Below are 22942 nucleotides of genomic sequence, written 5' to 3'. Positions count from 1 at the left end.
CGGTCGTGTCCGCCGGGCGTCGGGCCGGCCGGTGGTCGCGGGCCGTCATCCGCGTGCCCTGACGGCCATCTCGCGCAGCACCTCGGACGTGGGCACCGGCGCCTGCCGGACGCCGGTCAGCCGCTGGTTGAGATACGCGGTGTGGGCCTCGGTGGCCCGGGTGAACTCGGCGGACGCGCCCTGCGGCCGGAACCCGTGCCGGACGGCCAGTCGCCGCAGCTCCGGGTCGGCGGACAGGAGTTCGCCCAGTTCCCGGCCCGCGTCGGTGAGCGGTACGACGGTGTGGTCGCTGGTGGCGGTGGTGTCCGGGTAGAGGACGACCAGGTCCGAGACGGCGTCCCCGCCCTCCCCGAGCAGCGCGGCCACCTGCGACTCGTACGCCAGCACCAGCGGTTCGCCGACGCCGCTGGTGAAGTCCCGGAAGGTGGCGTCCGAGCTGGACTTCTGGGCGCCCTGCACCTGGACCAGCCTGCGCAGCAGGGGCGCCGTACGGTCCAGGCCGGCGTCGTTCGACACCACGCGGTCGCCGTTCGCGACGTAGGAGGCGGCGGCCAGGTAGAGCGCGCCGGAGTTGGAGGTCTCCGGGTCCGTGGTCGCGACGTACAGCGTCCCGGTCAGCTCGGTGTGCCGGTCGGCGCCCTTGAGCTGCTGCCAGGTGCGGCCGGCGCGGGCGGCGTCGAGGTAGGCGTCCATCCTGAGGGTGCCGCCCCGGCTGCGCTCCAGTGTCGCGATCCCGTTCGCCGCGAGGACCGCCGCGGTGGAGCGGTGGGTCACCACGACGAGCGGCGAGTAGAAGGGCCGGGGCAGCGGCTTGCGTACGCCGTACTTGCCGGCGAGTTCGTCGGCCGGGGCCTGGCTGGACGGGAAGGCGAGGTCGTAGCCCTTGAGGTCCAGCTCCTCCATGGCCCAGGACCCGGAGGTCTCGGCCCGCACGGTGTAGCCCTTGGCGGCGAGGGCCTTCACCACTTCGGGGTCGGCGAAGAACTGCGCCTTCTCCGACCCGATGACCATGCGCACGGTCTTCGTTGCCGTGCCTGTCTCCTCGTTGTCCCGGCCCGCGACGGCGGCAGCCACCACGCCGCCGATCAGCAGGACCGCGAGGACGATTCCAGCGATTCGTCTCACGCGGCGAGCGTGCTCCCGGAATCAGACGTTCCGGGCGGGTCCCGGTGAACGGGAGGTGACCGCGTCATACCGGTATGCAACGGGAACCGCCCACTCCGCCCGCCGGCAACGCCCCGGCGGGCGTCAAGCATGCGCCGCTCTCCGCGCGGTACTCGGAGGGACGCGGTCGAGGGGCACCCGGAGGTCCGCGGCCGCGGAGAACAGGGAAAGGGAGAGGGATCCGCCATGGCAGACGGTGATGACTTCTACAAGCGGGACCGGCCGCGGGACCCCGACCCGCAGCTGAAGGAGGACCGCCCGCGCGGTGGCGGCCCGGAGGATCCGGACGGCCGCGGTACCTGGCCCGTGTGGGCGATCATCCTCGTGATCCTCCTGGGCTTCGTCGTCCTGACGGTGCTCTTCGGCTGATCCGGCGGGCGGACGGGCGCGCGGACGTACGGGCGCGGACGTACGGACGCGGACGTGTGGCACCCGGTCCGCGCGTCGCTGCGGGTGCGCGCGGACCGGGGCCGTTCGGGGGCCCGGGAGGGCTCAGCGGGACGCGAGCGGGCGCGGCTCCAGGGCCGCGGAGTGCGCGTCCATGCGCTCGGCGGTCAGGATCGCGACCGCCGTGTCGGCGCGGGAGGCCGCGACGACCAGGGCGCGGGCCGCCAGGGTGTGCGCCCGCCGGTGCAGGGCCGTCGGACGCGGCTCCTGGCGGGTGGCGGCGACTTGCAGCCGGACCGGCGCCTGGCCTCCCCGCAGCCGGGTCACCTGCTCGGCGAGCCGCTCGGCGGCGGCGTCCAGGCCGGTGTCCGGGGTCAGCGCGCGCAGCTCGTCGGTGGCGGCGAGCAGCGCCGCGAGGTGGCCGGCTAGCTGGATGTCCAGCTCCTCGTCCCGGGAGCGGCGGGGGAAGTCCGTGGGGGTGCCGGCCATCGTGCTGTGGACCGACTTGCTGCGGATCGGCTCGTACATGGATGGCCTCCTGAGTGCTTCAGGAAACCATCCTACATTAGATCGAATCTAAAGTTGATGGCGTTCGGGGTGCTTGCGGTACTCGGGGTACTCGGGGTACTCGGGGTACTCGCGGTGCTCGGTGCGGCACTCAGTGCTGGCCGTACCCGTCCAGGAAGTTCCCGATCCGGCTCACCGCCTCGCGCAGATCCGCGGCCGTCGGCAGGGTCACCACCCGGAAGTGGTCGGGCTCGGGCCAGTTGAAGCCGGTGCCCTGGACCACCATGATCTTCTCCTGGCGCAGCAGGTCCAGGACCATCCGCCGGTCGTCCTTGATCTTGAAGACCTTGGGGTCGAGCCGCGGGAAGAGATACAGCGCGCCCTTCGGCTTCACGCAGGTCACGCCGGGAATGCTGGTCAGCGCCTCGTGGGCGGCGTCCCGCTGCTCGCGCAGCCGCCCGCCCGGCAGCACCAGCTCGTTGATGGTCTGCCGCCCGCTGAGCGCCGCGACCACGCCGTGCTGGCCCGGCATGTTGGCGCACAGGCGCATGTTCGCCAGGATCGTCAGGCCCTCGATGTAGGACTCGGCGTGCGCGCGCGGCCCGGACACCGACATCCAGCCGACCCGGTATCCGGCCACCCGGTACGCCTTCGACATGCCGTTGAAGGTGAGGGTGAGCAGGTCGGGGGCGATCGCGGCGGTCGCGGTGTGGGTGGCGTCGTCGTAGAGGATCTTGTCGTAGATCTCGTCGGAGCAGACCAGCAGGTTGTGCCGGCGCGCGATGTCCGTCAGCCCGCGCAGCATCGCGTCGTCGTAGACCGCGCCCGTCGGGTTGTTCGGGTTGATGATCACCAGCGCCTTGGTGCGGTCGGTGATCTTCCGCTCCACGTCCGCGAGGTCGGGCATCCAGTCGGACTGCTCGTCGCAGCGGTAGTGCACCGCCGTACCGCCGGAGAGTGAGACGGCGGCCGTCCACAGCGGGTAGTCGGGGGCCGGGACGAGGACCTCGTCGCCGTCGTCGAGCAGGCCCTGCATCGCCATCACGATCAGCTCGGAGACGCCGTTGCCGATGAAGACGTGCTCGACGTCCGTCTCGATGCCCAGGGTCTGGTTGTGCATGACGACCGCACGGCGCGCCGCCAGCAGGCCCTTCGCGTCGCCGTAGCCGTGCGCCGTGGAGACGTTGCGGAGGATGTCCTCCAGGATCTCCGGCGGGCACTCGAAGCCGAAGGCGGCCGGATTGCCGGTGTTCAGCTTCAGGATGCGGTGCCCGGCCGCCTCCAGCCGCATCGCCTCCTCGAGCACCGGGCCCCGGATCTCGTAACAGACGTTGGCGAGCTTGGTCGACTGGATCACCTGCATGTCCGCGAGCTTACGACCCGGTTACGACCCATGGGCCGTGTCTTCCACCACGTGAGACGCCCCCGTCCGGGTGGTCCCGGCCGCCGGTGACGGTGTCCGGTGGGCCGGTTCGCGCCAACTGGCGGCCGGTTACCGGCCCTTGTCCGCACCCCTCTCCGTCATGAGAATGCTCATGACAATGCGGTGCCGCCCGGACGATCTCCGGCCGGTGCCCTCCATAGAGGGGACCCCCACATGAACAAGCCTCTCCTTGCCGCGCTCGCCACCCTGGCCGTCACCGGGATCGGCGTGGCACCGGCGGCCGCGTCAACCGCGGCACCCGCGGCTCCTGAGTCACCCGCGTCAACCGCGGCGCCCGCCGCCCGCGCCGTGTCCTTCGCCGGCACCGTCGCGCTCAGCAACTGCTCCGGCTCCCTCGTGCGCCTGCCCGCCTCCGAGGACGACGACCCGGCGCTGGTCATGTCCAACGGCCACTGCCTGGAGACCGGCTTCCCGGCGGCCGGTGAGGTCGTCGTGGACCAGCCCTCCAGCCGCACTTTTGGGCTGCTCAACGCCTCCGGCACCCGCGTCGGCACCCTGCGGGCCGACAAGATCGCCTACGCGACGATGACCGACACGGACGTCTCGCTCTACCAGCTCACCAGCACATACGCCCAGATCCGCGGCTCCTACGGGATCAGCCCGCTCACCCTGAACGACACCCGTCCTGCGGCCGGCACCGCGATCACCGTCGTCTCCGGCTACTGGAAGCGCACCTACGCCTGCGACATCGACGGGTTCGCGTACCGCCTGAAGGAGGGGGAGTGGACCTGGAAGGACTCGGTCCGCTACACCTCCGCCTGTCAGACCATCGGCGGTACCTCGGGATCGCCCGTCGTCGACGACGCCACCGGCAACGTCATCGCCGTCAACAACACGGGCAACGAGGACGGCGGGCGCTGCACCGACAACAACCCCTGCGAGGTCGCCGAGGACGGCACCGTCACGGTCCGCGAGGGCATCAACTACGGCCAGCAGACCTACCAGATCCCCGCGTGCTTCGCCCTCGACAACAAGCTCGACCTCTCGCGCAGCGGCTGCGCCCTGCCCAAGCCGTAGGGCCTGCCCGGCAGGGCTCAGCGCGGAACCCGGCGCACCGACCGTCCGGCCAGCACGTCGGTGCGCCGCCCGTCCTCCATCACGAAACGCCCGTCGACCAGCACGTACGGGATGCCCGTGGGCAGCACCCGCGGCTCCTCGAACGAGCTGCCCGCGGCCACCGTCGCCGGGTCGAAGAGCACCAGGTCGGCCCGGTACCCCTCGCGGACCAGACCCCGGTCCGGCAGCCGCAGCCGGGCCGCCGGGCGCGAGGTGAGGTGGGCGACGCACTCCTCCAGCGGGAGCACGCCCAGCTCGCGCACGTAGTGGCCCAGGTAGTGCGGGAAGGTGCCGTAGGCGCGCGGGTGCGGCTTGGCGCCCTGGAGGATGCCGTCGGAGCCGCCGGTGTGGACGCGGTGCCGCATGATCGCGCGCACGTTCTCCTCGTGGCCGACGTGCTGGAGGATGGTCGGCGCCAGCCGGTCGGCGAGGAGCAGGTGCCGGGCGACCGTCCACGGGCTCTCGCCACGCAGCCGGGCCGACTCCAGCACCGTGCGGCCGACGTACTCGGCGAGCGCCGGGTCGCCCGTGCCGGAGATCTCGATCGTCTCCCACTCCATGGGCACGCCGTGGGAGCCGTCGGAGCCGATCTCCTCCATGTGGTGCCGGATCCGCTCGGCGGTGTCGTCGTCCGCCAGCCGCTCCAGGATCCGCTCCGGGCCGCCCTCGCTCGCCCAGCTCGGCAGCAGCGCCACCAGGGTGGTGCAGCCGGGGGTGTACGGATAGGTGTCGAGGGTGATGTCGGCGCCGCCCGCTAGTGCCTCGTCGAGCAGGGTCAGCAGCTCGGGCGCCTTGCCCTTGTTCACGCCGAAGTTCATGGTGGCGTGCGCCAGGTGCAGCGGGCAGCCCGCCTCCCGGGTCAGCTCCACCATCTCCTCGTACGCCTTCAGGGCCCCCGCCCCGTACGAGCGGTGGTGCGGGCAGTAGTAGCCGCCGTACGACGCCACCACCCGGCACAGCTCGGTCAGCTCGGCGTCCTTGGCGTACATGCCGGGCGTGTAGGTCAGCCCCGACGACATGCCGACCGCGCCCTGCTCCAGGCCCTCGGCGACCAGGCGCCGCATGTGCTCCAGCTCCGCCTCCGTCGCCTCCCGGTCGTCCCAGCCGACGGCGAGGGCGCGCACCGTGCCCTGCGGGATCAGGTAGGCGGCGTTGACGGCGATGCCCCGGTCGAGCCGGTCCAGGTACTCGCCGACCGACCGCCAGTCGAAGTCGACGTCGTCCCCGTGGCCGTTCCACCCGGCGATCGCCCGGCGCACCTCGCCGAGGGTGCGGTCGTCGACCGGCGCGTACGACAGCCCGTCCTGGCCGATGACCTCCAGGGTGACGCCCTGGGCGGCCTTGGCGCTGTGGTCGGGGTCCCGCAGCAGCGCCAGGTCGCTGTGGGCGTGCATGTCGATGAAGCCGGGGGACAGGACCAGACCCTCGGCGTCCAGCTCGCGGCGCGCCTTGGGGCGCTGGCAGCCGGCGGCCGCCGCCTCCTTGACGATCGAGACGATCCGGCCGCCGTCGACCACGACGTCGGCGCGGTAGGAGTCGCCGCCGGAGCCGTCCACGACGTCGGCGTCCCTGATGACCAGCTCTTCCATGCCTGACTCCTCCTGGATCCCGTGCCGGGTCCTCTAGAAGAACGTGCGGATGTAGTCGACGACCGTGCCGTCCGCCTGCGCGACCGGGATCAGCTGCCACTTGTCGAAGGAGGTGCACGGGTGGGACAGGCCCGCCCCGACCCAGTCGCCCACCGCCAGGTCCGCCTCCCCGCTCGTGCGCAGCCAGGCGTGCTGGTCGGACAGACCGGTCACCTCGATGCCGGTCGCCGGGCGCTCCGGACCGCCGTCCGCGGGGCGCACCACCTGGGCGAAGGGCAGATGGAGGTCGTACGCCGCATCCCGCTTGCCCGCGTTGGTGAACGCCTGCCCGGGGGAGGGGCGGGAGACGACCTGGCTCCACAGCCGGAAGGCGGGCTCCAGGGCGCCCTCCTCGGGGACCCGGTTGAAGGGGGTCAGCTCGCGGTAGTGGCCGTCGTCGTGGGAGACGTACGCGCCCGAGCGCAGCAGCTTCAGGACGGGCAGGGAGAGGCCGGGGACCTCGGCGAACACGTCGGCGACCGCGTCGAACCAGGCGCTGCCGCCCGCGCTCAGCACGATCTCGTCGAGGCCCCTCCCGGCGAACCGCCCGGCCTTGTCGAAGTCGGCGGCCAGCGCGACCAGCCGCCGCAGCCACGCATGCACGCGCTCCGGGTCGGCGTCCGGCACCTCGCCCTCGTACCCGGCGACACCGGCCAGCCGCAGCGTCCGGGTGCCGGCCACCGCGTCGGCGACCGCCGCGCAGTCGGCCTCGGTGCGCGCACCGGTCCGGGCGCCCGCACCGGCGCCCAGCTCGACCACGACGTCCACCGGGCGGCGGGCCCCCGCCCCGGACAGGGCCGCGTCCATCAGCTCGACGCCGCGCACGGAGTCGGCGTAGCAGACGAAGCGGAAGCCGGGGTCGGCGTCCAGCTCGGCCGAGATCCAGCGCAGGGCGGCCGCGTCGACAAGTTCGTTGGCCAGGAAGACCCGCTGGACGCCGAACGCCCGCGCCACCCGGACCTGGTGCGGCACGGCGAGGGTGATGCCCCAGGCGCCGTGCTCGATCTGGCGGTGGAAGAGCTGCGGCGCCATGGACGTCTTGCCGTGCGGCGCGAAGGCGAGGCCGTGCCGGGCGGAGTACGTCTCCATGAGCTTCAGGTTGTGCTCCAGGCGCTCGGCGGACAGCGCGAGGACGGGGGTGGTGAAACCGCCGGTGAAGAGGTTGCGGCGCTGTGCGGCCAGCTCGGCGAGGGTCAGGCCGTACGCGTCCGGCGGGAGGCCCTTGAAGCGGTGGTCGACACGCTCCCCGGCCAGCTCGGCGAGGGCTTCGCGGCCGCCTGCGGGGCCGTTGTCGAGGGCCATGGAGCCTCCCTGATCTGATCCGTTGCAAATCCTGCAACGATCGTTGCGTATATCGCTTACTGCTGTCTAACATCTCGGCGAACGCGGGGTCAACGGAGTCGCCGCCCGCGAGACGCGAAGAGGAGCCAGGACCATCGTGACCGTTGACGGACCCCGCAGCACCGCCCCCGACGTCGTGGACGTCGTCGCGCTCGGCGAGTCCATGGTCACCTTCCTGCCCTCCCGGCCCGGACGCCTCGCCGACGTCCCCTCCTTCGACCGCGCCATCGGTGGCGCCGAGTCCAACGTGGCCTGCGGGCTCGCCGCCGCCGGACACTCCGCCCGCTGGGTCGGCCGGGCCGGCGCCGACGGCTTCGGCGACCACCTCGTCGAGGCGATCGGCGCCTACGGCGTCGACGTCTCCGCCGTACGCCGCGACCCCGCCCGCCCCACCGGCATCTACTTCCGCACCGCGGGCGACCGTGCCACCGACGCGCACGAGGTGGCCTACTACCGGGCGGGTTCGGCCGCCTCCGCGATGTCCGTGGACACCATGGACCTCGACGCGATCCGCTCCGGCCGCGTCCTGCACCTGTCCGGCATCACCCCCGCGCTCTCCGCCGACTGCCTCGGCCTGACGCGCGAGCTGACCGCCCGCGGCCCCGGCCGCCCCCTCGTCTCCTTCGACGTCAACCACCGCCCGGGCCTGTGGCGCGACGCCGCGCACGGACACGGCCCCGAGGTGCTCCTGGAACTGGCCCGCGGCGCCGACCTGGTCTTCGTCGGCGACGACGAGGCACGGGACGCCTGGGGCCTCGGCGGACCCGAGGCCGTCCGCGCCGCGCTGCCGGAGCCGGAGCTGCTCGTCGTCAAACAGGGCGCGAGCGGCGCCACCGCCTTCCACCGCACCGGCACCGGCACCGGCACCGGCACCGACGAGGTCACCTCCGTGCCCGCCCTGCACGTCGACGTCGTCGCCGCCGTCGGCGCGGGCGACGCCTTCGCCGCCGGGTTCCTCTCCGCCACCCTGCGCGGGAAGCCCGTACGCGAGCGCCTGCGGCACGGCCACCTCTGGGCCGCCGCCGCCCTCACCGTCCCCGCCGACCTCGCCGCACCCCCCGCCCGCGGCCACGCCGACCGCCTCGTCGCCCTCGACGACGCCGCGTGGGGGAGACTGCGACTCGGCCCCGGCTGGACACAGGACGTCCGAGGGGCCGACGAGGAGGTACGCACACCATGAGCCAGACCGTCGACCGCGCGCTCAGCATCCTGCCGCTGCTCGCCGAGGGCCCCGCCGACCTGGGCCGGGTCGCCGAGCGCCTGGGCGTGCACAAGTCCACGGCCCTGCGGCTGCTGCGCACCCTCCACGAGCACGGCTTCGTCTACCGGCAGTCCGACCAGCGCTACCGCCTCGGCGCCCGGCTCATCTCCCTCGCCCAGGAGGCGATGGAGAACCTCGACGTCCGCGAGATCGCCCACCCCCACCTCGTACGCCTCAACGAACAGGTCGGACACACCGTCCACCTCGCCGTCCACGAGGAGGACGAGGTCCTCTACATCGACAAGGTCGAGAGCCGCTACCCGGTCCGCATGTACTCCCGGATCGGCAAGCCCGTCGCCATCACCGTCGCGGCCGTCGCCAAGCTGCTGCTGGCCGACCTTCCCGAGGACGAGCGCCGGGCCGTGGCCGAGCAGCTCGACTACCCCATGTACACGGCCCGTTCGACACCGAACGCCGACGGGTTCCTCAAGGAACTCGCCAAGGTGCGCGAACAGGGCTGGGCCACCGACCTCGGTGGCCACGAGGAGTCCATCAACTGCGTCGCCGCGCCCATCCGGGGCGCCGACGGCCGGGTGGTCGCCGCCATGTCGGTCTCCGCGCCGAACGTGGTCGTCACCGCCGAGGAACTCCTCACCCTGCTCCCGCTGGTGCGCCGTACGGCGGACGCCATCAGCGGCGAGTACTCCGGCAGGACCCCAGCCAAGGAAGTCACCGCATGACCGACAAGATCGCTCTCGTCCCCGCGACCCACACCGTCCCCCCGGCGAAGTTCAGCCACGGCGTGAAGAAGGGCAACATCCTCCAGGTCGCCGGCCAGGTCGGCTTCCTCCCCCACGAGGAGGGCAAGGCCCCCACCCCGGCCGGCCCGACCCTGCGCGAGCAGACCCTCCAGACCCTCGCCAACGTCAAGGCGATCCTGGAGGAGGGCGGCGCCTCCTGGGACGACGTGATGATGCTCCGCGTCTACCTCACGGACGTGGACCACTTCGCCGAGATGAACGAGATCTACAACGCCTACTTCGAGGAGCAGGGCCTCACCCAGCCGCCCGCCGCCCGCACGACCGTCTACGTCGGTCTGCCCGCGGGCCTCCTCATCGAGATCGACGCGCTCGCCGTCCTCGGCTGACCGTCCTCTCCGCTCCACCCGCCCGACTGTCTGTGAACGGCACGGCGCCCACCCTTCAGGGCGCCGTGCCGCGCTCCTCCCTGCCCGAAAGCTCCATGTACTTATCCAGAGGACCCCCGTATGTCCTACTCGTCCCTCCCGCTCGCCGCCGCCTCCGAGACCCCACCCCACACCGGCGGTCTGCTCACCCTGATCGACGGCACCGCCGGTCTGCTGACCGTCGCCGCCATCGGCATCGCGCTGCTGCTCTACCTCATCATCAAGGTGCGGCTGCAGCCCTTCGTCGCCCTGCTCGCCGTCTCCATAGCCGTCGGCCTGCTCGCCGGCCTGTCGGTCACCGAACTCTTCGGCACCGTCCAGAAGTCCGACGCCGTCTCGACCATCGAGTCCGGCATGGGCGGCATCCTCGGCCACGTCGCCATCATCATCGGCCTGGGCACCATGCTCGGCGCGATCCTCGAAGTCAGCGGCGGCGCCCAGGTACTGGCCTCACGCCTCCTCGGCCTCTTCGGGGAGAAGCGCGCCCCGCTCGCCATGGGCCTGACCGGTCTGATCTTCGGCATCCCGGTCTTCTTCGACGTGGGCATCTTCGTCCTCGCGCCCATCGTCTACGCCGCCGCCAAGCGCTCCGGCAAGTCGATCCTGCTCTACTGCCTGCCGCTGCTGGCCGGTCTCTCCATGACCCACGCCTTCCTGCCGCCGCACCCCGGCCCGGTGGCCGCCGCCGGACTGCTGAACGTCAAGCTCGGCTGGATCATCCTCATGGGCATCGTCTGCGGCATCCCCGCCGTCCTCGCCGCCTGGGTGTTCTCCGCCTGGATCGGCCGCCGCATCTTCGTGCCCGTGCCGCAGGACATGGTCGAGGCGTCCGAGGAGGCCAAGCAGGCCGTCATCGAGGAGCAGCGCAAGGCCGGCGTCGCGCCGAACGAGAGCCCGGTCGCGCTGGGCACCGTCCTCGGCATCATCGGCACCCCGCTGGTCCTGATCCTCGCCGCGACCTTCTCCTCCATCGCCCTGGACCCGTCCACCCTGCGCTCGGTGATCGAGTTCTTCGGCAACCCGTTCGTCGCCCTGACCATCGCCCTGCTCCTCGCCTACTACCTGCTCGGCATCCGGCGCGGCTGGTCCCGCAAGTCCCTGGAGACCGTCTCGACGGCCTCGCTGAAGCCGGTCGGCAACATCCTGCTGGTGGTCGGCGCGGGCGGGGTCTTCGGCGCCGTCCTCAAGGCCAGCGGCGTCGCCCAGGCACTCTCCGACACCTTCAACGACGTCGGCCTGCCGGTGATCGTCCTCGCCTACCTGATCTCCGTGGTGCTGCGGGTCGCGCAGGGCTCGGCGACGGTGGCCATCGTGACGACGGCGGGCATCGTGGCGCCGCTGCTCGCCGAGGGCGACCACTCGCAGGCGTTCGTCGCGCTGGTCATCATGGCCATCTCGGCGGGCTCCATCTTCGCCTCGCACGTCAACGACGGCGGCTTCTGGATGGTCGCCAAGTACTTCGGCATCAGCGAGCGGGACACGCTCAAGACGTGGACCGTGCTGGAGAGCGTCCTGTCGGTCGCCGGGTTCGTGGTGGCGGCGGTGGTGAGCCTGTTCGTGTAGGCGTCTGATAACGAAGTTGGGGCTGGCTGTGCCCGACACAGGATCGTCGACCATACTGCCCGCGTGGAGCAGCGCAGAGGATCGACGAGCCAGCCCCTGGAAGGCGCCGGATTCGACCCGGCATTCATCCCCGGGCTCACCGCCCCCGTGTCCGGTGAGCCCGAGGACGTGAGACGCGACGAGGCGGAGAAGGACGCCGACGCGGATTCCGCGGAGACCGCGGAGACCTCGGCCGCCGGCGAACCGCCCGCAGCGGACGCTGAGGACGTCGAGGACGCCGAGGACGCCGAGGACGTCGAGGACGACCGGGAGCCGGAGGACGAGGCCCCCGTGGACGGCCCCGTCTTCGAGGCCGCCGACCGCCGTGCCAAGATCGTCGCCGACCACAAGGGCGTACGCCTCTCCCTCGACGACCAGGGCTGCGAGTTCCGCTGGGACGAGGTCGGGGCCGTCGAGACGGAGACCGGCCGCTTCGGCAAGCGATTCACGGTCACGGTGCACACGCCGGACCGCCGCTGGTACCCGATCGAGATCGAGGCCGCCTCCCGAAGCCGTTTCGCCGAGTGGGAATCGGCCCTGGACGAGGTCCTGGACGCGTACTTCGAGGACGGCGAGGCGGAAGCCGGAACCGAGCCGGAGGCCGAAGCGGAGGCCGAAGAGACGGCGGACACGACAGAGAAGGACGCAGAGGGCGCCAAGGAGGCCAAGGAGGCCGAGGCGGCCAAGGAGGCCAAGGCCCGTGCCGAGTAAGCGTTTCGGGTGAAGATCCGTGCACGCCCTCTTGCCGCACCGGCGGGCATGGGCTTTCTTGACCCCCATGGCGGACACCACGGGCAACACCCCGGACGCACGCGTATCGGCCGGGGCCGACCAGGCCCCCCGTAAGTCCAGTTGGCGCTACATCGGCCCCGGCATCGTCGTCGCCGCGACCGGTGTGGGCGCCGGCGACCTCGTGGCCACCCTCATCGCGGGCAGCAACTTCGGCTACACCCTGCTGTGGGCGGCGGTCATCGGCTGCCTCGTGAAGATCTCCCTCGCCGAGGCGTGCGGCCGCTGGCACCTGGCCACCGGCCGCACCCTCTTCGACGGCTGGGCCAGCATCGGCTCCTGGACCACGTGGTTCTTCGCGATCTACGCCGTCATCTGGGGCTTCGTCTACGGCGCCGCGGCGATGTCGTCCAGCGCCCTCCCCCTCCAGGCCCTCTTCCCGGACGTCATGGACCTCGAATGGTGGGGCATCGCCTGCGGTCTGGTGGGCCTGGTCTTCGTCTGGTTCAACAAGTACAACGTCTTCGAGAAGGTCATGACGGTCCTGGTGGGCGTCATGTTCGTGATCACGCTGTACCTGGCGATCCGCGTCACGCCCAACCTGGGCGACGCCTTCGCAGGGCTCCTCCCGGTCCTGCCGGACGAGAAGGACTCGGTCCTCAACACCCTGGGCCTGATCGGCGGCGTGGGCGGCACCATCACGCTGGCCGCCTACGGCTACTGGGTCAACGCCAAGGGCTGGACCAACACCGGCTGGATGAAGGTCATGCGGCTGGACAACCGGGTCGCCTACGCCACGACGGGCATCTTCGTCGTCGCGATGCTCCTCGTCGGCGCCGAACTGCTCCACTCGGCAGGCATCGCGATCGCGAGCGGCGACAAGGGCCTGATCCAGCTCGGCGACATCCTGGAGCAGGAGTACGGCACGGCGACCGGCAAGCTCTTCCTGATCGGCTTCTTCGCCACGTCCTTCACCTCGCTGATCGGCGTCTGGCACGGCGTGAGCCTGATGTTCGCCGACTTCCTGGCCCGCCGGCGCGGTGAACGTGAGGCGAGGGGCGACGAGTTGGCCTCCGGCCGCCGCGAGCGCTCCTGGACCTTCCGCGCCTACCTGCTCTGGCTGACCTTCCCGCCGATGATCCTGCTCTTCCAGGACGAGCCCTTCCGCCTGATCATCATCTACGGCGTCCTGGGCGCCGCCTTCATGCCCTTCCTCGCCCTCACCCTGATGTGGCTCCTCAACTCCTCCCGCACCCCGCGCGAGTGGCGCAACGGCAGCCTCAGCAACGGCATGCTCGCCGTCGCCGGGCTGCTGTTCCTGGTCCTGTGCGTAAAGCAGATCTGGGACCAGCCGTGGTCGGAGTTCTTCTAGCCCGTACCTGCCGCCCCGCCCTCCCCCGGCCGTCCGGGGGGCGGTCAGGCCGTGCGCTGCCCGGCGCCCGCTGACGCCCGGGGCGGTGCGGCCGACGCGGCAGCGGTCTGCGAGACGTGTTGGTACGACTGGATGGCCTGCTCGACGCGGAGCGCGTACTTGCGCATCGCACCCCGCTGCTTCTCACGGTCGCCCGCGCCGGCGGCGGCCTCGACCTCCTTGGCGATGCGGCCGAGTTCTCCCACCATCTGCTTGAGGTGCGCGAGATGACCGGCCAGGCTCGGGGCTTTCGACGCGGCGGCTCGCCTGTCGTGGTCCCGGACGGGCTCTTCGAGCTTCGGCACCTCCTGCGCCAGATGCTCCCGCCATTGGCTCAGCATCTGGAGCCGACCGCCGGGCTGGAACATCTCCAGGCCCTTCTCCCGGTCCAGTGCGTTGTACTCGACTCCGAAGTTGCTCGCCATGTCGAGCACCTCGTGGAGGGTGTGGTAACCCCAGGTGACCGTGTGGTCGTAGTCGAGGCGCCAGAAGGCGAAGAGGGCCCAAGCCGCGGCCCCGAGCTCCTGTGTGTAGGCGCCGGCCTTGGCGCCGAGGTTCATCATCCGAGCCGTGGTCTCCGACTGGCCCACCCACACCGGGATGTTGTTCTGCCGGGCCAACGCGGTGGTGGCGTCCTGCTCGTCGCGGGTGATGAAGTGCAGATTCCGGTCGACGGACATTCCCTTGCTGGGCACCGAGCCGGTCCGCTTGCCGTCCGCGTCGATGCTCGATGTGCCCACCTTCTGATCCGCGGTCGGGGCTTCGAGTATTCCGCTGCCCGCGGTCTCGTCGCCATGGCGGGCGGCCAGAAAGTACTCCATGACGTCGTGCAGGACCACGACCTTGTCCCGCATGTCGTACTTCTCGGGCTTTTCCAGTACCGCGAGCATGTTGCCGTTGATCCCCGTCTTCGCGGCGGGGTTGGTCTTGGCGGCCGTGACATCGAAGTGGGTGCGGTAAGTGCCGTACTGCTCCGTCCCCACCAGCCCGGTCTTGAGCTCCTCGATGATCTTCGGGTACCTGTCGCGGTAGGGCTCATGATCCTTGATCCCCTTGACCCAGCCGTGGACCTTGGCCATGAGGATGTCGAGGTTGAGCTCCAGCTCGTCGTTTCCCTTCACGTCCTGGGCGAGTTCCTTCTCGCGGTGGCGTCCGGACTTCTGGCGCACCCAGCCCAACAGGCTGGCGTAGAGCTGACCGACCTCGGGGAAGCTGTGGTTGCGGGCCTTGCGGCCGTACAGCGGGTGGTGCTTGCCTGTGCCGCCTGCGACGTTCTTCTCGCCCGTGCCCTGGTCGTCTATCCATTTGACCAGCTGTTGCTTCATCGCCGTCTGGTAGGTGTCAAACTCCTTCTGCCGCTCCGGGGGCTGACTGCGGGCGAACGCCTCGACGTCCTTCCACAGTGGCTCGTGGTTCTTCTCGTTCGCGTCGGTGCGCGAGTTCGAGTAGATCTTGCCGTTCACCGCGACGGTGCGCTGCACCGGCGTCGGCCACCGGCCCCGGGCCGGAACCCGCTGCGGCGGGCGAGCACCGACCACCCGCTGGACGGCGACGTTCCCGACGCTTTGCTGCAGTGCTGTCACGTCCGTGGCACCCGCCCGGCCCGCGACTGTCCGGTCGACCAGGCGCTGGGACACCGGGGCCGACCGGTCCCGAGCGGGCACCGGGGATCTGCGCGCGCCGGCTTCGCGGTGGTCGTCCTCTTGTCGTCGCACAGGTTCTCCCGCCACGCTTACCCCGGTGCTCCTGTGCTCCTCGGGACTCACGCTTGTCGTCAATCCTTTCATTCAAGCGGATCCGCACGGTACGGAGCAGGTCCGTGCGGCCAAGCTTTCAGGCAGGGCACCCACGAGACGGTCCACGACCGGGCACGGCGTTCGCACGTGCACCGCGCCGAGGGGGACCAGCCGTGCGCACCCGCCCACGAATCCGCGGCCGGGAGTACGGAATGCTTCGGCGGAGGCAGGAGCGCCGGTTGCCCCGTGCCGTCTCCGCCTGCCCCTACCGCAGCCGGTCCCACTCCCCACTGAGCGCGATCTTCCGCAGCTGCTCCATGGTCAGCGCCGGTGCGTCGCGGGTGGCGTCTTCGTTCTGGTCGCCGGTGTTGAAGGCGCTGATCACCACGCGGAAGCCCGCCGGCCCGGGGCGCAGGGTGTCCACGGTCCACATGACCACGCCGGAACCGGCCTTCTCGCCGGGTCCCTGCCGGGTCGCGACGCGCGTGCCGTCGGGCAGGGTCTCGCCGTCGGCGTACAACTGCCAGGCGACGTCCCCCATGCCGTACTGCACGTTGATCTGGACCAGACTGCGGCCCCGCCCGTCGTCCACGACGACGTATGCGTACTCCGACTCCTGCCCGCCGTGCGCGACGACGTCCAGCTTCCCGGGGAGCAGCGCGGCGAGCGTGTCGCCGACCGACTTCCCGGAGACCTCGGGGTGCTCGGTGGAGGGCGCGGCCGACCGCGACGGCTTGGGGCTCTTGGGAATGGCGTCGACCACCTCGCGCCACACCCGGGCGGTGACGAGCTCCCGCAGCCGCTCCGTCGACAGGGGAGGCTCGTCACGACTGACCGGGGCGCCCTTCTCGGCGGGGGAGTTCCACTCGGAGACGCTGATGTGCTGCCCGTCGGCGGTGACGAGGTCGGCGGTCCAGAGCTTGGTGTCCACGCGCAGGTCCGGATACTCGTAGCCCTGGTACAGCTTGAGCAGCGAACCGTCGGGGAGCCGGTCGGAGGAGCAGTCGTCGTACGGCGTGACGTTGTGGTCGGGGCACGCCATCAGCTCCCGCACCCGGGCGCTCCCCGGCTCCACCCGCGCGAAGCCCATGCCGAGGGCCGCGGCCCCGGCCCCGTCGTCGTACACGAGCTGCGCGGCGGGACCCAGCTGGTGGTCCGAGCCCCGGGCGGACTCCTTTCCGTACGTCCCCCCGGGAAGCAGGCCCTTGAGCTCGCGCAGCAGGTCGTCGCCGGAGAAGGCGGTCGCGGCGGCGGTCGGGCTGCTGCCGGAGGCGGCGGTGGACCGCGTGGGACCGGCCGGCTCGTCCGCGGGCAGGACCAGCACCCCGCCCACCCCGGCCAGCGCGACCCCGGCCACCCCGCTCACCACGGCCGCCCTGCGCCGCAGCAGGGCCCGCCGCCCCCGCACCCGCCCGGCGGTGACGAGGGCCGCCCGATCGGTCTCGAAGCCGTCACCGGCGTCGCGCAGGGCGGTGCCCAGCCGGTCCTCGAAGGGGTCCTGACGATCATTTTCGAGCATGGTGAACCACCCTTTCCACACGTGAGTCGAAATCAGCCGCTCAGAGCGGCGAACGAGAGACGGCCCGGGCAGTGGCCGCCTAGGGTCTGGCGTACTCCGAGAGGTCCTCGCCCAGCAGCTCCCGCAGCCGGCCGAGCGCCCGCGAGCACCGGGTCCGCACCGCCGCCGAACTGACGCCGAGCACGTCGGCGGTCTGCTCGACCGAACGGTCGTCCCAGTACCGCAGGACGACGACGGCCCGGTCCTTGGCGGGCAGCCGCGCGAGCGCGTCCAGCAGCGTCAGCCGCAGGGTCGCGTCCCCGTCACCGGCGCCGGGCAGATCGGGGAACACGTCGGTCGCCCGCTCCCCGCTGCTGCGCCGCCGCTGATGGGCGAGGAAGGCGCGGGTGAGCACGGTCTGCGCGTAGGCGGCCGGGTTCTCCGCCCGCGACACCCGCCCCCACCGCACGTAGAGCCGGCCGAAGGTCTCCTGCACGAGATCCTCGGCCAGATGCGTGTCCCCGGCGGTGAGCAGACACGCGGACCGGTACAGATGCCCGGCCCGCGCCACCGCGAACTCGGCGTACTCGTCCGCCCGCACCTGCCTCATCCGTCCGCTCCCCCCGAAGTCCCCGCCGTGGTGTACCGCCTTCACCTCATTGATGCGGTGGACCCCGGGAAATGTTTCATACGGACTTCACAGCAGGATTCACAGCAGGTGGTCGGCCTTCCCCGCCTTGATGTCGAGGATCATCCGCCGCAGCGCCTCCCGGCTGTCGGTGAGGGGCGCGTCCTCCGCACCGGCTATGGCCACGTAGGCGTTGCCGGTGGCGTCGGTGCCGAGGCGGAAGCAGGAGTTTCCCTCGCCGCAGAAGGGTGCTTCCCAGGTGATGTCGCTCATCGGGCGTCTCCTCAAAGGTCGTTGGCGATCGCGTGGATGAAGCCGCGTGAGGCCTCTGACGAGAGGGCGATGCGCTCCATCCAGTCCAAATGGGCACGGTACTTCGCCAACTGGGCGTCGGCGTGCAGCAAATCAGGCCCGTGCGAGCTGTCGACCTGCACGGTGTCGAGCTGGGCCACGGGCCCCTCCGCGTACAGCACGGTCTGTCCGGCGCCGGGGAAGGCTCCGGCGGCGAAGGGAATCACCAGGACAGTCACGTTGTCCTGCTCCGACCTCTCCAGGACGTAGCGCAACTGTGCCTTGGCCACCTCTCGCCCCCCGAACTGCATGCGGAGCGCGGCCTCGTGCACGATGGCCACGAACGGCGTTGCGTCGTCCCCGTCCAGCACGCTCTGCCGCTCGACCCGGTGAGCCATGCGCAGGGCGACCTCGTGCTCGGGCAACTGCGGGATGACGACCCGGAAGACAGCCATCGCGTGGTCGGATGTTTGGAGCAGCCCCGGAACGTGCATCGAGTAGGCGGCTCGCATGCGGGTGGAGTGCGCCTCCAATTCCGCGATGTCCAGCATCCCTTGGGGCAGCGACCCCCGGTACTTCTCCCACCAGCCCCGCCGACCGGCTGCGGCCATGCTGACCAGGGCCTCAACGTACTCCGCGTCCGCGCAGTCGCAGTTGCAGGCCAGGGTGCGGACTCGCTCCGGGCTGACGGCCCGTACCCCCGACTCGATGTGCGAGATCGTGCCCCGGTCAACCCCGAGCAGCCCCGCGGCTGACTCGGCGGACATGCCCGCTGACGTGCGCATGCGACGAACCTCGATCCCCAGCCGCTTCTGACGCGCCGTGGCTGACGTCCTCGCGCCCATTTGCCGCTCCCTCCACCTCGTCGTGGGCAAGTCTGCCGTCGGCACACGCAAGGCCCCACGATCGAGCGCATTTTTTCCTGACGAGTGCCAAATTAGGCACCAGCGACGGTACTTTCAGTGATGCAAACGCTACACACGGCGTTCGGCAGTGCATCGCGCGAGCCTGCCCGCGCGACGGAGCCACCGACCGCCCACCGCCCGACGAAGGAGTCGCCGTGCCCGCAACCCGTTGCCCCGCCGCCCCCACCTACCCGGCGGACCCGACACCCCCCATCCCCGAAACCCTGGCCTACAGCCTCACGCCCCCCGCCGCACTGGCCAGCGCAGCGCTCGCGCGGGCGACGACGCGGGAGGTCCTGCGGGCGCACGGTCTGACGGACATGCTGGACCCCGCCCTGCAGGCCGTGGGCGAACTGACAGCCGTAGCCAGCCAATTCACGGAATCCTCGAACTACTACCTGACCCTCCGCTACCGCTTCTCCACCCTCCGCCTGATCGCCTACGACAGCCACCCCCGCCACACCAGCCCCCACCTGGCCACCGCCTGCGACACCCGACGCCGCGCGGCCCTCCGTGTCCTGGCCTGCGTCTGCCGTGCCTGCGACGGCACGTGGGGCTTCGGCGAGGCCAGGGAGCCGGGCGGCGGGACACGCATGTGGGCGACCCTGCCAAGGGCGAGCGCGGCGGCGTACGGGGCGCCTTGACGGCGGGACCAGGCGGGACTGGCTCTGTCTTCTCGGGCATGGACGACCAGGGAGAATTTCGTCGGGCAGCACTTGAGTCGGGCATCCCGGGCGACGAGATCAGCAGATTCAGCCGAGCCGGTTGGGAGGATCCGCACCGGCCGCTCGGGCAGCGGCTCCGGGCGCCCGGCGATCACCACGTGCAGCGAGGGCCCAGGCGCATACCCGTGGCGACCCACGGCGCGGCCGCCTCGGTGTCCGAGCTCCGAGGCGAGTCCTGACCGGACCGGTTTCACGGCGACCGTGCGGCCCCCGGCCGACCGGGCGAGATGGACCTCGCCCATGCCGCCGCCCCGAGAGGCATCCGATGGCGCCTGGGACACTTCTGCATCCCGCTCGTGACCTGCGGTCGCGTTCGCTACTGTTCGATCGAGGCCGGTGGAGACAGCCGCAGCGCGGCCAAGCAGCGGGAAGGTGGGAACCGGGTGTCCTTTCTGAAGTTCGCGGAAGCCGAGGTAAAGGACATGGCAACCAAGCTGGAGACCAGCGGAGGCCAGATGAAGAGCGCGTCGAAGGAGATGAAGAGCGCCGACACGAAGCAGGTCGGTCACTCGGGTCTGGAATCCGCGTGCGACGACTTCGCGGACTCGTGGGACTACGGGTTCGGGCAGCTCTCCAAAATCACCAAGGGCGTGTCGAAATTCGCCAACAAAGCCGCCGAGGAGTTCGCCAAACTCGACCAGAAGCTGGACGACGAGCTTCGGAAAGCGCGTGAGGAAAAGGCAGAGAAGTGACCCTTCGGCGCCTCCTCGGGAAGCTCCTGCGCGCAACGGGAGAGGACGGTCGGCCCAGTGGGTCCGCTCACGCACCCGGCTCGTCGGGTGAAGCCGAAGCGTCCTTCACGACAGAGGTCCCGTGGCCGTCGCTGCGGAAGTTCGCTCAGTTCGCGTACATCGCCGAGCAGTACGGATACCGGTACTCCGGCCTGGATCCGGACCTGCGGGACTCCGGCACGCCGTTCTTCGTCTTCCGGCGCCTGCCGGACGCGGGCGAACGCGCCGCGCGCACGAGGGAGAGCTTCCCCGGCGCCCCCGAGAGCGGCCGGCTGCCGGGAATGCGCGCATGGCCGCTGCCTGTGCTGACGCTGCCGGCGGCACGGAGCGAGGTGAAGCTGCTGCGCGCCCGGATCGTCGTCGACTACTACGGTGCGCTGGGACGGCAGCGGATGCGTCCGTGGCTCATCGGCATTCCGGTGGTGTTCCTGCTCTTTCTGCTGGTGAATGGCGAGCTGCACGCGACAGGACTGCGCGTCGCGGCCGGTATGGCCGTGGCGTTGATCGTGGTGCTGACGGCCTCCAGGGTCTTCATGCGCCGTCGCCGTGCGACGTACCGGCGGCTGCTCGAGCGGTCGGGGGTCGGCCCGCCTCCGTGAGCGGGGTCGGTGCCTCGAAGACGAAGGTCCGTCCGATGTGTGCGAGTCGCTCGGTGTAGGAGTCGAGGAGGTAGACCGACGGTGTCGCGATCGTGATGTACGTGCAGTAGTCCCGCGGCGCGGGGCAGATCAGCTGGAGCACTGCCATGGGGATCTTCTGCGCGGCCGCGTCCTCACCACCCGCGGTGGCCTGCCGGGGGGTGCGCAGCTCGACGGTCCGCAGGGACGCCGACATCACGCCGGGCCCGCCCGGCAGCTTGGCCGCGAGCAGCATGTCCTGCTGCCCCCGGCCGCCTTTGCCCAGGGCGAAGTCCAGCTCCTCCACCTCGGCTTCCCGGGTGAAGAAGAGGCGTTCCTTGGCCCGGTAGATGCCCTCGGCGGCCAGCAGCCTGTCGTCGTGGCCGCTGGGACGCACGGAGACGACGAGCAGCCCGTACGACAGCTTGTCCTCGTCGCGCACGCGTTCGGCGCCCAGGCACATGGCGATGTCGACGAGCGTGTCGTCCCGATCGAGGAACACGGGGAGGCTGTGGCGCATCCGCTCGGCGGACTGCGCGCGTTCCAGCGCTTCGGCGCCCGGCATCAGTTCGGCCAGGGCCGCCTCCCAGCCCTCGACGGTGGTCGGGTCCGGCACCGTCACGAACTCTTCCGGAAGCCGGTAGCGGAAGGCGTACGGCACTGCTGTGCGGTCCGTCCGGTCCGGGGGCGGGAGCATCGTCATCACGCCACCCCGGGAGCCGAGGACTGGAGTCCGTCGGTGAACGTGCCGCCCGCCGAGGACAGGGCCTGGGACGGGGTGGAGTGATGGCCGTAGTCGTAGTCCAGTAGCGGTGGAGCGGTCCCCACCACGGGTATGTCGGCCATGTTCCAGTCCCCGTCGAGCCAGCGCCCGCCGTTGAGGTTGGAGCCGCCGGCCAGACCCACGCCCGCCTGTGTCCACCGGGCGTCCATCGTGTTGCCCCGGGCGATCATGTTCCGGCCTGCCGTGATCTGGCGCTCGCCCTGGCCGATCTGCCGGTAGCCGAGGTTGGTCTGGCGAAACCCCTTCACGGAGTTCCGCATGCCGTCGCCGAGCCCCTTCAGGTTCTTCCACGGACTCTGCTTGAAGATGTTCCGACCGGCCTTGCCCAGCGACGCCGCGAACCCCTGGCCCATGCGCAGGGCCTCACCCGCCCGCGCGTTGGCCTGACCCGTCGCCTTGAGGGCGTTGCCGGCCTTCATCAGGCCCTTGCCCTGTTTTGCCACCTTGAGGCCCTTGAAGGCACGGGCGCCCGCGAACAGACCGGCGGCGTCCCAGGCGAGGGTCTGCCAGGTCACCCCGTCGGCGCCGCCGAGCATCGCCCCGGCGTGGGCCAGCAGGGCGCCGCCCGCGATCACGAGTCCGATCAGTCCGAGGCCGGGTACGCCGATCATGGCGAGCACGCCGATCACCATGGCGAGGTCGGCGAGCATGTCGCCGACCGCCTTCCAGAAGTTGGGGTCCGAGAGGGTCTCCCAGGTGTCGGACCAGAACTCCTTGAACCCGTCGACGAAGTCGTCGAACCAACCGGGCTCCGGCGGGGCGTCGTCCGCGGCGTCCTTGACGGCGCGGGCCGTGGTGTCGGCCGCGTGCGTGTACTCGGTGTGCAGGGACCGGGCGCGCCTGCGTACGTCCTCAAGCTCGTCGTTGGCGGTGTCGTACGCCTTCCGCTTGCCCTTCTCGTCCTTCTCGTGTTCTTCCTTCTGCTGGTCGGACATCCCGGACGTGCTGTTCGGCAGACCGTCCAGGCCCCCCTTCGCCGTGCTCACTTTCTGCGCGGCCGTGGCGGCTTCCTCCTCCAGCCTCCGGGCCCGTGACTGGAATCCCTCAAGGCTGACCTCCCAGCCCGAAAGCGCCCGGTGCGCCGAACTCATCGAGTTCAGCGCCTTTTTGAGGTAAGGCGGAATCTTGTCCACGGACTCGGCGAAGGTGGTCGCCGACTTCCCGGCCCACACGCCGTCCGAGGACCCCAGCTTGCTCAGGTTGGTCTCGGCCGTACCGCTGTCGCTGGTCACCCGGCCCATCGCCGACACCATCAGCTGCACGGTCTGCAGATCACCCGGAGCCGGATCGAACCCGAGATTCGGGTACTTCGACGAACCCACCGTGCCCCCCGTTCATCGCGTCGGCTCGGACTTCCGTCGTGGGAAGAAC

23 protein-coding genes are annotated in these 22942 nt (G+C 70.9%); 11 read left to right on the top strand and 12 right to left on the bottom strand.

The annotated features are described in order from the left end of the window. Positions 1–45: 45 nt before the first annotated feature. Positions 46–1125 (bottom strand): hypothetical protein, encoded by a 1080-nt coding sequence (locus ACH4D3_RS34985; RefSeq protein ID WP_398330866.1) that lies wholly within the window; start codon positions 1123–1125, stop codon positions 46–48. A 225-nt stretch (positions 1126–1350) separates the two neighbouring features. Between ACH4D3_RS34985 and ACH4D3_RS34980 the strand changes: the two genes are divergently transcribed. After that, positions 1351–1533 (top strand): hypothetical protein, encoded by a 183-nt coding sequence (locus ACH4D3_RS34980; protein ID WP_398330863.1) that lies wholly within the window; start codon positions 1351–1353, stop codon positions 1531–1533. Between the two features lie 123 nt (positions 1534–1656). On the opposite strand, the gene ACH4D3_RS34975 is transcribed toward ACH4D3_RS34980, so the two are convergent. Together ACH4D3_RS34975 and ACH4D3_RS34970 are read right to left on the bottom strand one after the other, a co-directional pair. Further along, positions 1657–2079, bottom strand: a complete 423-nt coding sequence (locus tag ACH4D3_RS34975; RefSeq protein WP_398330860.1) for a hypothetical protein — start codon at positions 2077–2079, stop codon at positions 1657–1659. Between the two features lie 130 nt (positions 2080–2209). Continuing rightward, positions 2210–3421 (bottom strand): pyridoxal phosphate-dependent aminotransferase, encoded by a 1212-nt coding sequence (locus ACH4D3_RS34970; protein WP_398330857.1) that lies wholly within the window; start codon positions 3419–3421, stop codon positions 2210–2212. 234 nt (positions 3422–3655) lie between these two features. Here ACH4D3_RS34970 and ACH4D3_RS34965 point away from each other — a divergent pair, with 234 nt between their 5' ends. Continuing rightward, entirely contained in the window at positions 3656–4519 is an 864-nt protein-coding gene (locus tag ACH4D3_RS34965) for a serine protease (RefSeq protein WP_398330854.1), read from the top strand. A gap of 17 nt (positions 4520–4536) precedes the next feature. On the opposite strand, the gene ACH4D3_RS34960 is transcribed toward ACH4D3_RS34965, so the two are convergent. Then, the gene (locus tag ACH4D3_RS34960; protein ID WP_398330851.1) at positions 4537–6147 is read right to left on the bottom strand and encodes an amidohydrolase family protein; all 1611 of its coding nucleotides are present in this window, start codon (positions 6145–6147) and stop codon (positions 4537–4539) included. A 33-nt stretch (positions 6148–6180) separates the two neighbouring features. Beyond that, positions 6181–7488 (bottom strand): amino acid deaminase, encoded by a 1308-nt coding sequence (locus tag ACH4D3_RS34955; RefSeq protein WP_398330849.1) that lies wholly within the window; start codon positions 7486–7488, stop codon positions 6181–6183. Between the two features lie 136 nt (positions 7489–7624). Here ACH4D3_RS34955 and ACH4D3_RS34950 point away from each other — a divergent pair, with 136 nt between their 5' ends. From ACH4D3_RS34950 to ACH4D3_RS34925, 6 genes are all read left to right on the top strand, one after another. Next, on the top strand, positions 7625–8707 hold the full coding sequence (locus ACH4D3_RS34950) for a sugar kinase (protein WP_398330846.1): 1083 nt from the start codon (positions 7625–7627) through the stop codon (positions 8705–8707). Next, complete coding sequence (locus tag ACH4D3_RS34945; protein WP_398330843.1) at positions 8704–9468, top strand: IclR family transcriptional regulator; 765 nt, start codon at positions 8704–8706, stop codon at positions 9466–9468. Before ACH4D3_RS34950 ends, ACH4D3_RS34945 begins: the two co-directional genes overlap by 4 nt. Beyond that, entirely contained in the window at positions 9465–9875 is a 411-nt protein-coding gene (locus tag ACH4D3_RS34940; protein ID WP_087807520.1) for a RidA family protein, read from the top strand. The genes ACH4D3_RS34945 and ACH4D3_RS34940 overlap by 4 nt, the downstream gene beginning before the upstream one ends. 120 nt (positions 9876–9995) lie before the next feature. Then, entirely contained in the window at positions 9996–11477 is a 1482-nt protein-coding gene (locus tag ACH4D3_RS34935) for a GntP family permease (protein ID WP_398330840.1), read from the top strand. Between the two features lie 63 nt (positions 11478–11540). Further along, positions 11541–12227, top strand: coding sequence for a hypothetical protein (locus ACH4D3_RS34930; RefSeq protein ID WP_398330837.1), 687 nt, complete (start codon positions 11541–11543; stop codon positions 12225–12227). A 67-nt stretch (positions 12228–12294) separates the two neighbouring features. Further along, positions 12295–13617, top strand: a complete 1323-nt coding sequence (locus ACH4D3_RS34925) for an Nramp family divalent metal transporter (RefSeq protein WP_398330834.1) — start codon at positions 12295–12297, stop codon at positions 13615–13617. Positions 13618–13661: 44 nt separating this feature from the next. Here the strand turns inward: ACH4D3_RS34925 and ACH4D3_RS34920 are convergent, their stop codons facing one another. From ACH4D3_RS34920 to ACH4D3_RS34900, 5 genes are all read right to left on the bottom strand, one after another. After that, positions 13662–15239 carry a hypothetical protein gene (locus ACH4D3_RS34920; protein WP_398330831.1) on the bottom strand — a complete coding sequence of 526 codons (1578 nt, stop codon included), beginning with the start codon at positions 15237–15239 and terminating at the stop codon, positions 13662–13664. 418 nt (positions 15240–15657) lie between these two features. Beyond that, the gene (locus tag ACH4D3_RS34915; protein ID WP_398330828.1) at positions 15658–16911 is read right to left on the bottom strand and encodes a hypothetical protein; all 1254 of its coding nucleotides are present in this window, start codon (positions 16909–16911) and stop codon (positions 15658–15660) included. Positions 16912–16990: 79 nt separating this feature from the next. Next, positions 16991–17500: a SigE family RNA polymerase sigma factor gene (locus tag ACH4D3_RS34910; protein ID WP_398330825.1), complete on the bottom strand. Its 510-nt coding sequence runs from the start codon at positions 17498–17500 to the stop codon at positions 16991–16993. Between the two features lie 99 nt (positions 17501–17599). After that, positions 17600–17791, bottom strand: coding sequence for a hypothetical protein (locus tag ACH4D3_RS34905; protein WP_385356773.1), 192 nt, complete (start codon positions 17789–17791; stop codon positions 17600–17602). A gap of 11 nt (positions 17792–17802) precedes the next feature. Then, positions 17803–18654: a helix-turn-helix domain-containing protein gene (locus ACH4D3_RS34900; protein WP_398330822.1), complete on the bottom strand. Its 852-nt coding sequence runs from the start codon at positions 18652–18654 to the stop codon at positions 17803–17805. Between the two features lie 215 nt (positions 18655–18869). Between ACH4D3_RS34900 and ACH4D3_RS34895 the strand changes: the two genes are divergently transcribed. The 3 genes from ACH4D3_RS34895 (at position 18870) to ACH4D3_RS34885 (ending at position 20769) form a co-directional block, all read left to right on the top strand. After that, positions 18870–19358: an ATP-binding protein gene (locus tag ACH4D3_RS34895; RefSeq protein ID WP_398330819.1), complete on the top strand. Its 489-nt coding sequence runs from the start codon at positions 18870–18872 to the stop codon at positions 19356–19358. A 464-nt stretch (positions 19359–19822) separates the two neighbouring features. Continuing rightward, positions 19823–20131 (top strand): hypothetical protein, encoded by a 309-nt coding sequence (locus tag ACH4D3_RS34890; RefSeq protein ID WP_398330816.1) that lies wholly within the window; start codon positions 19823–19825, stop codon positions 20129–20131. Beyond that, positions 20128–20769 (top strand): hypothetical protein, encoded by a 642-nt coding sequence (locus ACH4D3_RS34885; RefSeq protein WP_398330813.1) that lies wholly within the window; start codon positions 20128–20130, stop codon positions 20767–20769. Before ACH4D3_RS34890 ends, ACH4D3_RS34885 begins: the two co-directional genes overlap by 4 nt. Here the strand turns inward: ACH4D3_RS34885 and ACH4D3_RS34880 are convergent. Continuing rightward, on the bottom strand, positions 20702–21490 hold the full coding sequence (locus ACH4D3_RS34880; RefSeq protein WP_398330810.1) for a hypothetical protein: 789 nt from the start codon (positions 21488–21490) through the stop codon (positions 20702–20704). The two genes, ACH4D3_RS34885 and ACH4D3_RS34880, sit on opposite strands and share 68 nt — an antisense overlap. After that, positions 21490–22893: a putative T7SS-secreted protein gene (locus tag ACH4D3_RS34875; protein WP_398330807.1), complete on the bottom strand. Its 1404-nt coding sequence runs from the start codon at positions 22891–22893 to the stop codon at positions 21490–21492. The genes ACH4D3_RS34880 and ACH4D3_RS34875 overlap by 1 nt, the downstream gene beginning before the upstream one ends. Positions 22894–22942: the final 49 nt, after the last annotated feature.

This window comes from Streptomyces sp. NPDC018026, from assembly GCF_044327745.1.
Taxonomy (GTDB): Bacteria; Actinomycetota; Actinomycetes; order Streptomycetales; family Streptomycetaceae; genus Streptomyces; species Streptomyces rubrogriseus.
The sequence above is the reverse complement of the archived record's forward strand: the minus strand, read 5'-3'. Positions and strand labels throughout refer to the sequence as shown.

Excerpts from the sequence above, each read along its gene's own strand:
- ACH4D3_RS34980 (WP_398330863.1), top strand. The coding sequence starts at position 1,351 with ATGGCAGACGGTGATGACTTCTACAAGCGGGACCGGCCGCGGGACCCC.
- ACH4D3_RS34975 (WP_398330860.1), bottom strand. The coding sequence starts at position 2,079 with ATGTACGAGCCGATCCGCAGCAAGTCGGTCCACAGCACGATGGCCGGC.
- ACH4D3_RS34970 (WP_398330857.1), bottom strand. The coding sequence starts at position 3,421 with ATGCAGGTGATCCAGTCGACCAAGCTCGCCAACGTCTGTTACGAGATC.
- ACH4D3_RS34965 (WP_398330854.1), top strand. The coding sequence starts at position 3,656 with ATGAACAAGCCTCTCCTTGCCGCGCTCGCCACCCTGGCCGTCACCGGG.
- ACH4D3_RS34960 (WP_398330851.1), bottom strand. The coding sequence starts at position 6,147 with ATGGAAGAGCTGGTCATCAGGGACGCCGACGTCGTGGACGGCTCCGGC.
- ACH4D3_RS34955 (WP_398330849.1), bottom strand. The coding sequence starts at position 7,488 with ATGGCCCTCGACAACGGCCCCGCAGGCGGCCGCGAAGCCCTCGCCGAG.
- ACH4D3_RS34945 (WP_398330843.1), top strand. The coding sequence starts at position 8,704 with ATGAGCCAGACCGTCGACCGCGCGCTCAGCATCCTGCCGCTGCTCGCC.
- ACH4D3_RS34940 (WP_087807520.1), top strand. The coding sequence starts at position 9,465 with ATGACCGACAAGATCGCTCTCGTCCCCGCGACCCACACCGTCCCCCCG.
- ACH4D3_RS34935 (WP_398330840.1), top strand. The coding sequence starts at position 9,996 with ATGTCCTACTCGTCCCTCCCGCTCGCCGCCGCCTCCGAGACCCCACCC.
- ACH4D3_RS34925 (WP_398330834.1), top strand. The coding sequence starts at position 12,295 with ATGGCGGACACCACGGGCAACACCCCGGACGCACGCGTATCGGCCGGG.
- ACH4D3_RS34915 (WP_398330828.1), bottom strand. The coding sequence starts at position 16,911 with ATGCTCGAAAATGATCGTCAGGACCCCTTCGAGGACCGGCTGGGCACC.
- ACH4D3_RS34910 (WP_398330825.1), bottom strand. The coding sequence starts at position 17,500 with ATGAGGCAGGTGCGGGCGGACGAGTACGCCGAGTTCGCGGTGGCGCGG.
- ACH4D3_RS34905 (WP_385356773.1), bottom strand. The coding sequence starts at position 17,791 with ATGAGCGACATCACCTGGGAAGCACCCTTCTGCGGCGAGGGAAACTCC.
- ACH4D3_RS34900 (WP_398330822.1), bottom strand. The coding sequence starts at position 18,654 with ATGGGCGCGAGGACGTCAGCCACGGCGCGTCAGAAGCGGCTGGGGATC.
- ACH4D3_RS34880 (WP_398330810.1), bottom strand. The coding sequence starts at position 21,490 with ATGACGATGCTCCCGCCCCCGGACCGGACGGACCGCACAGCAGTGCCG.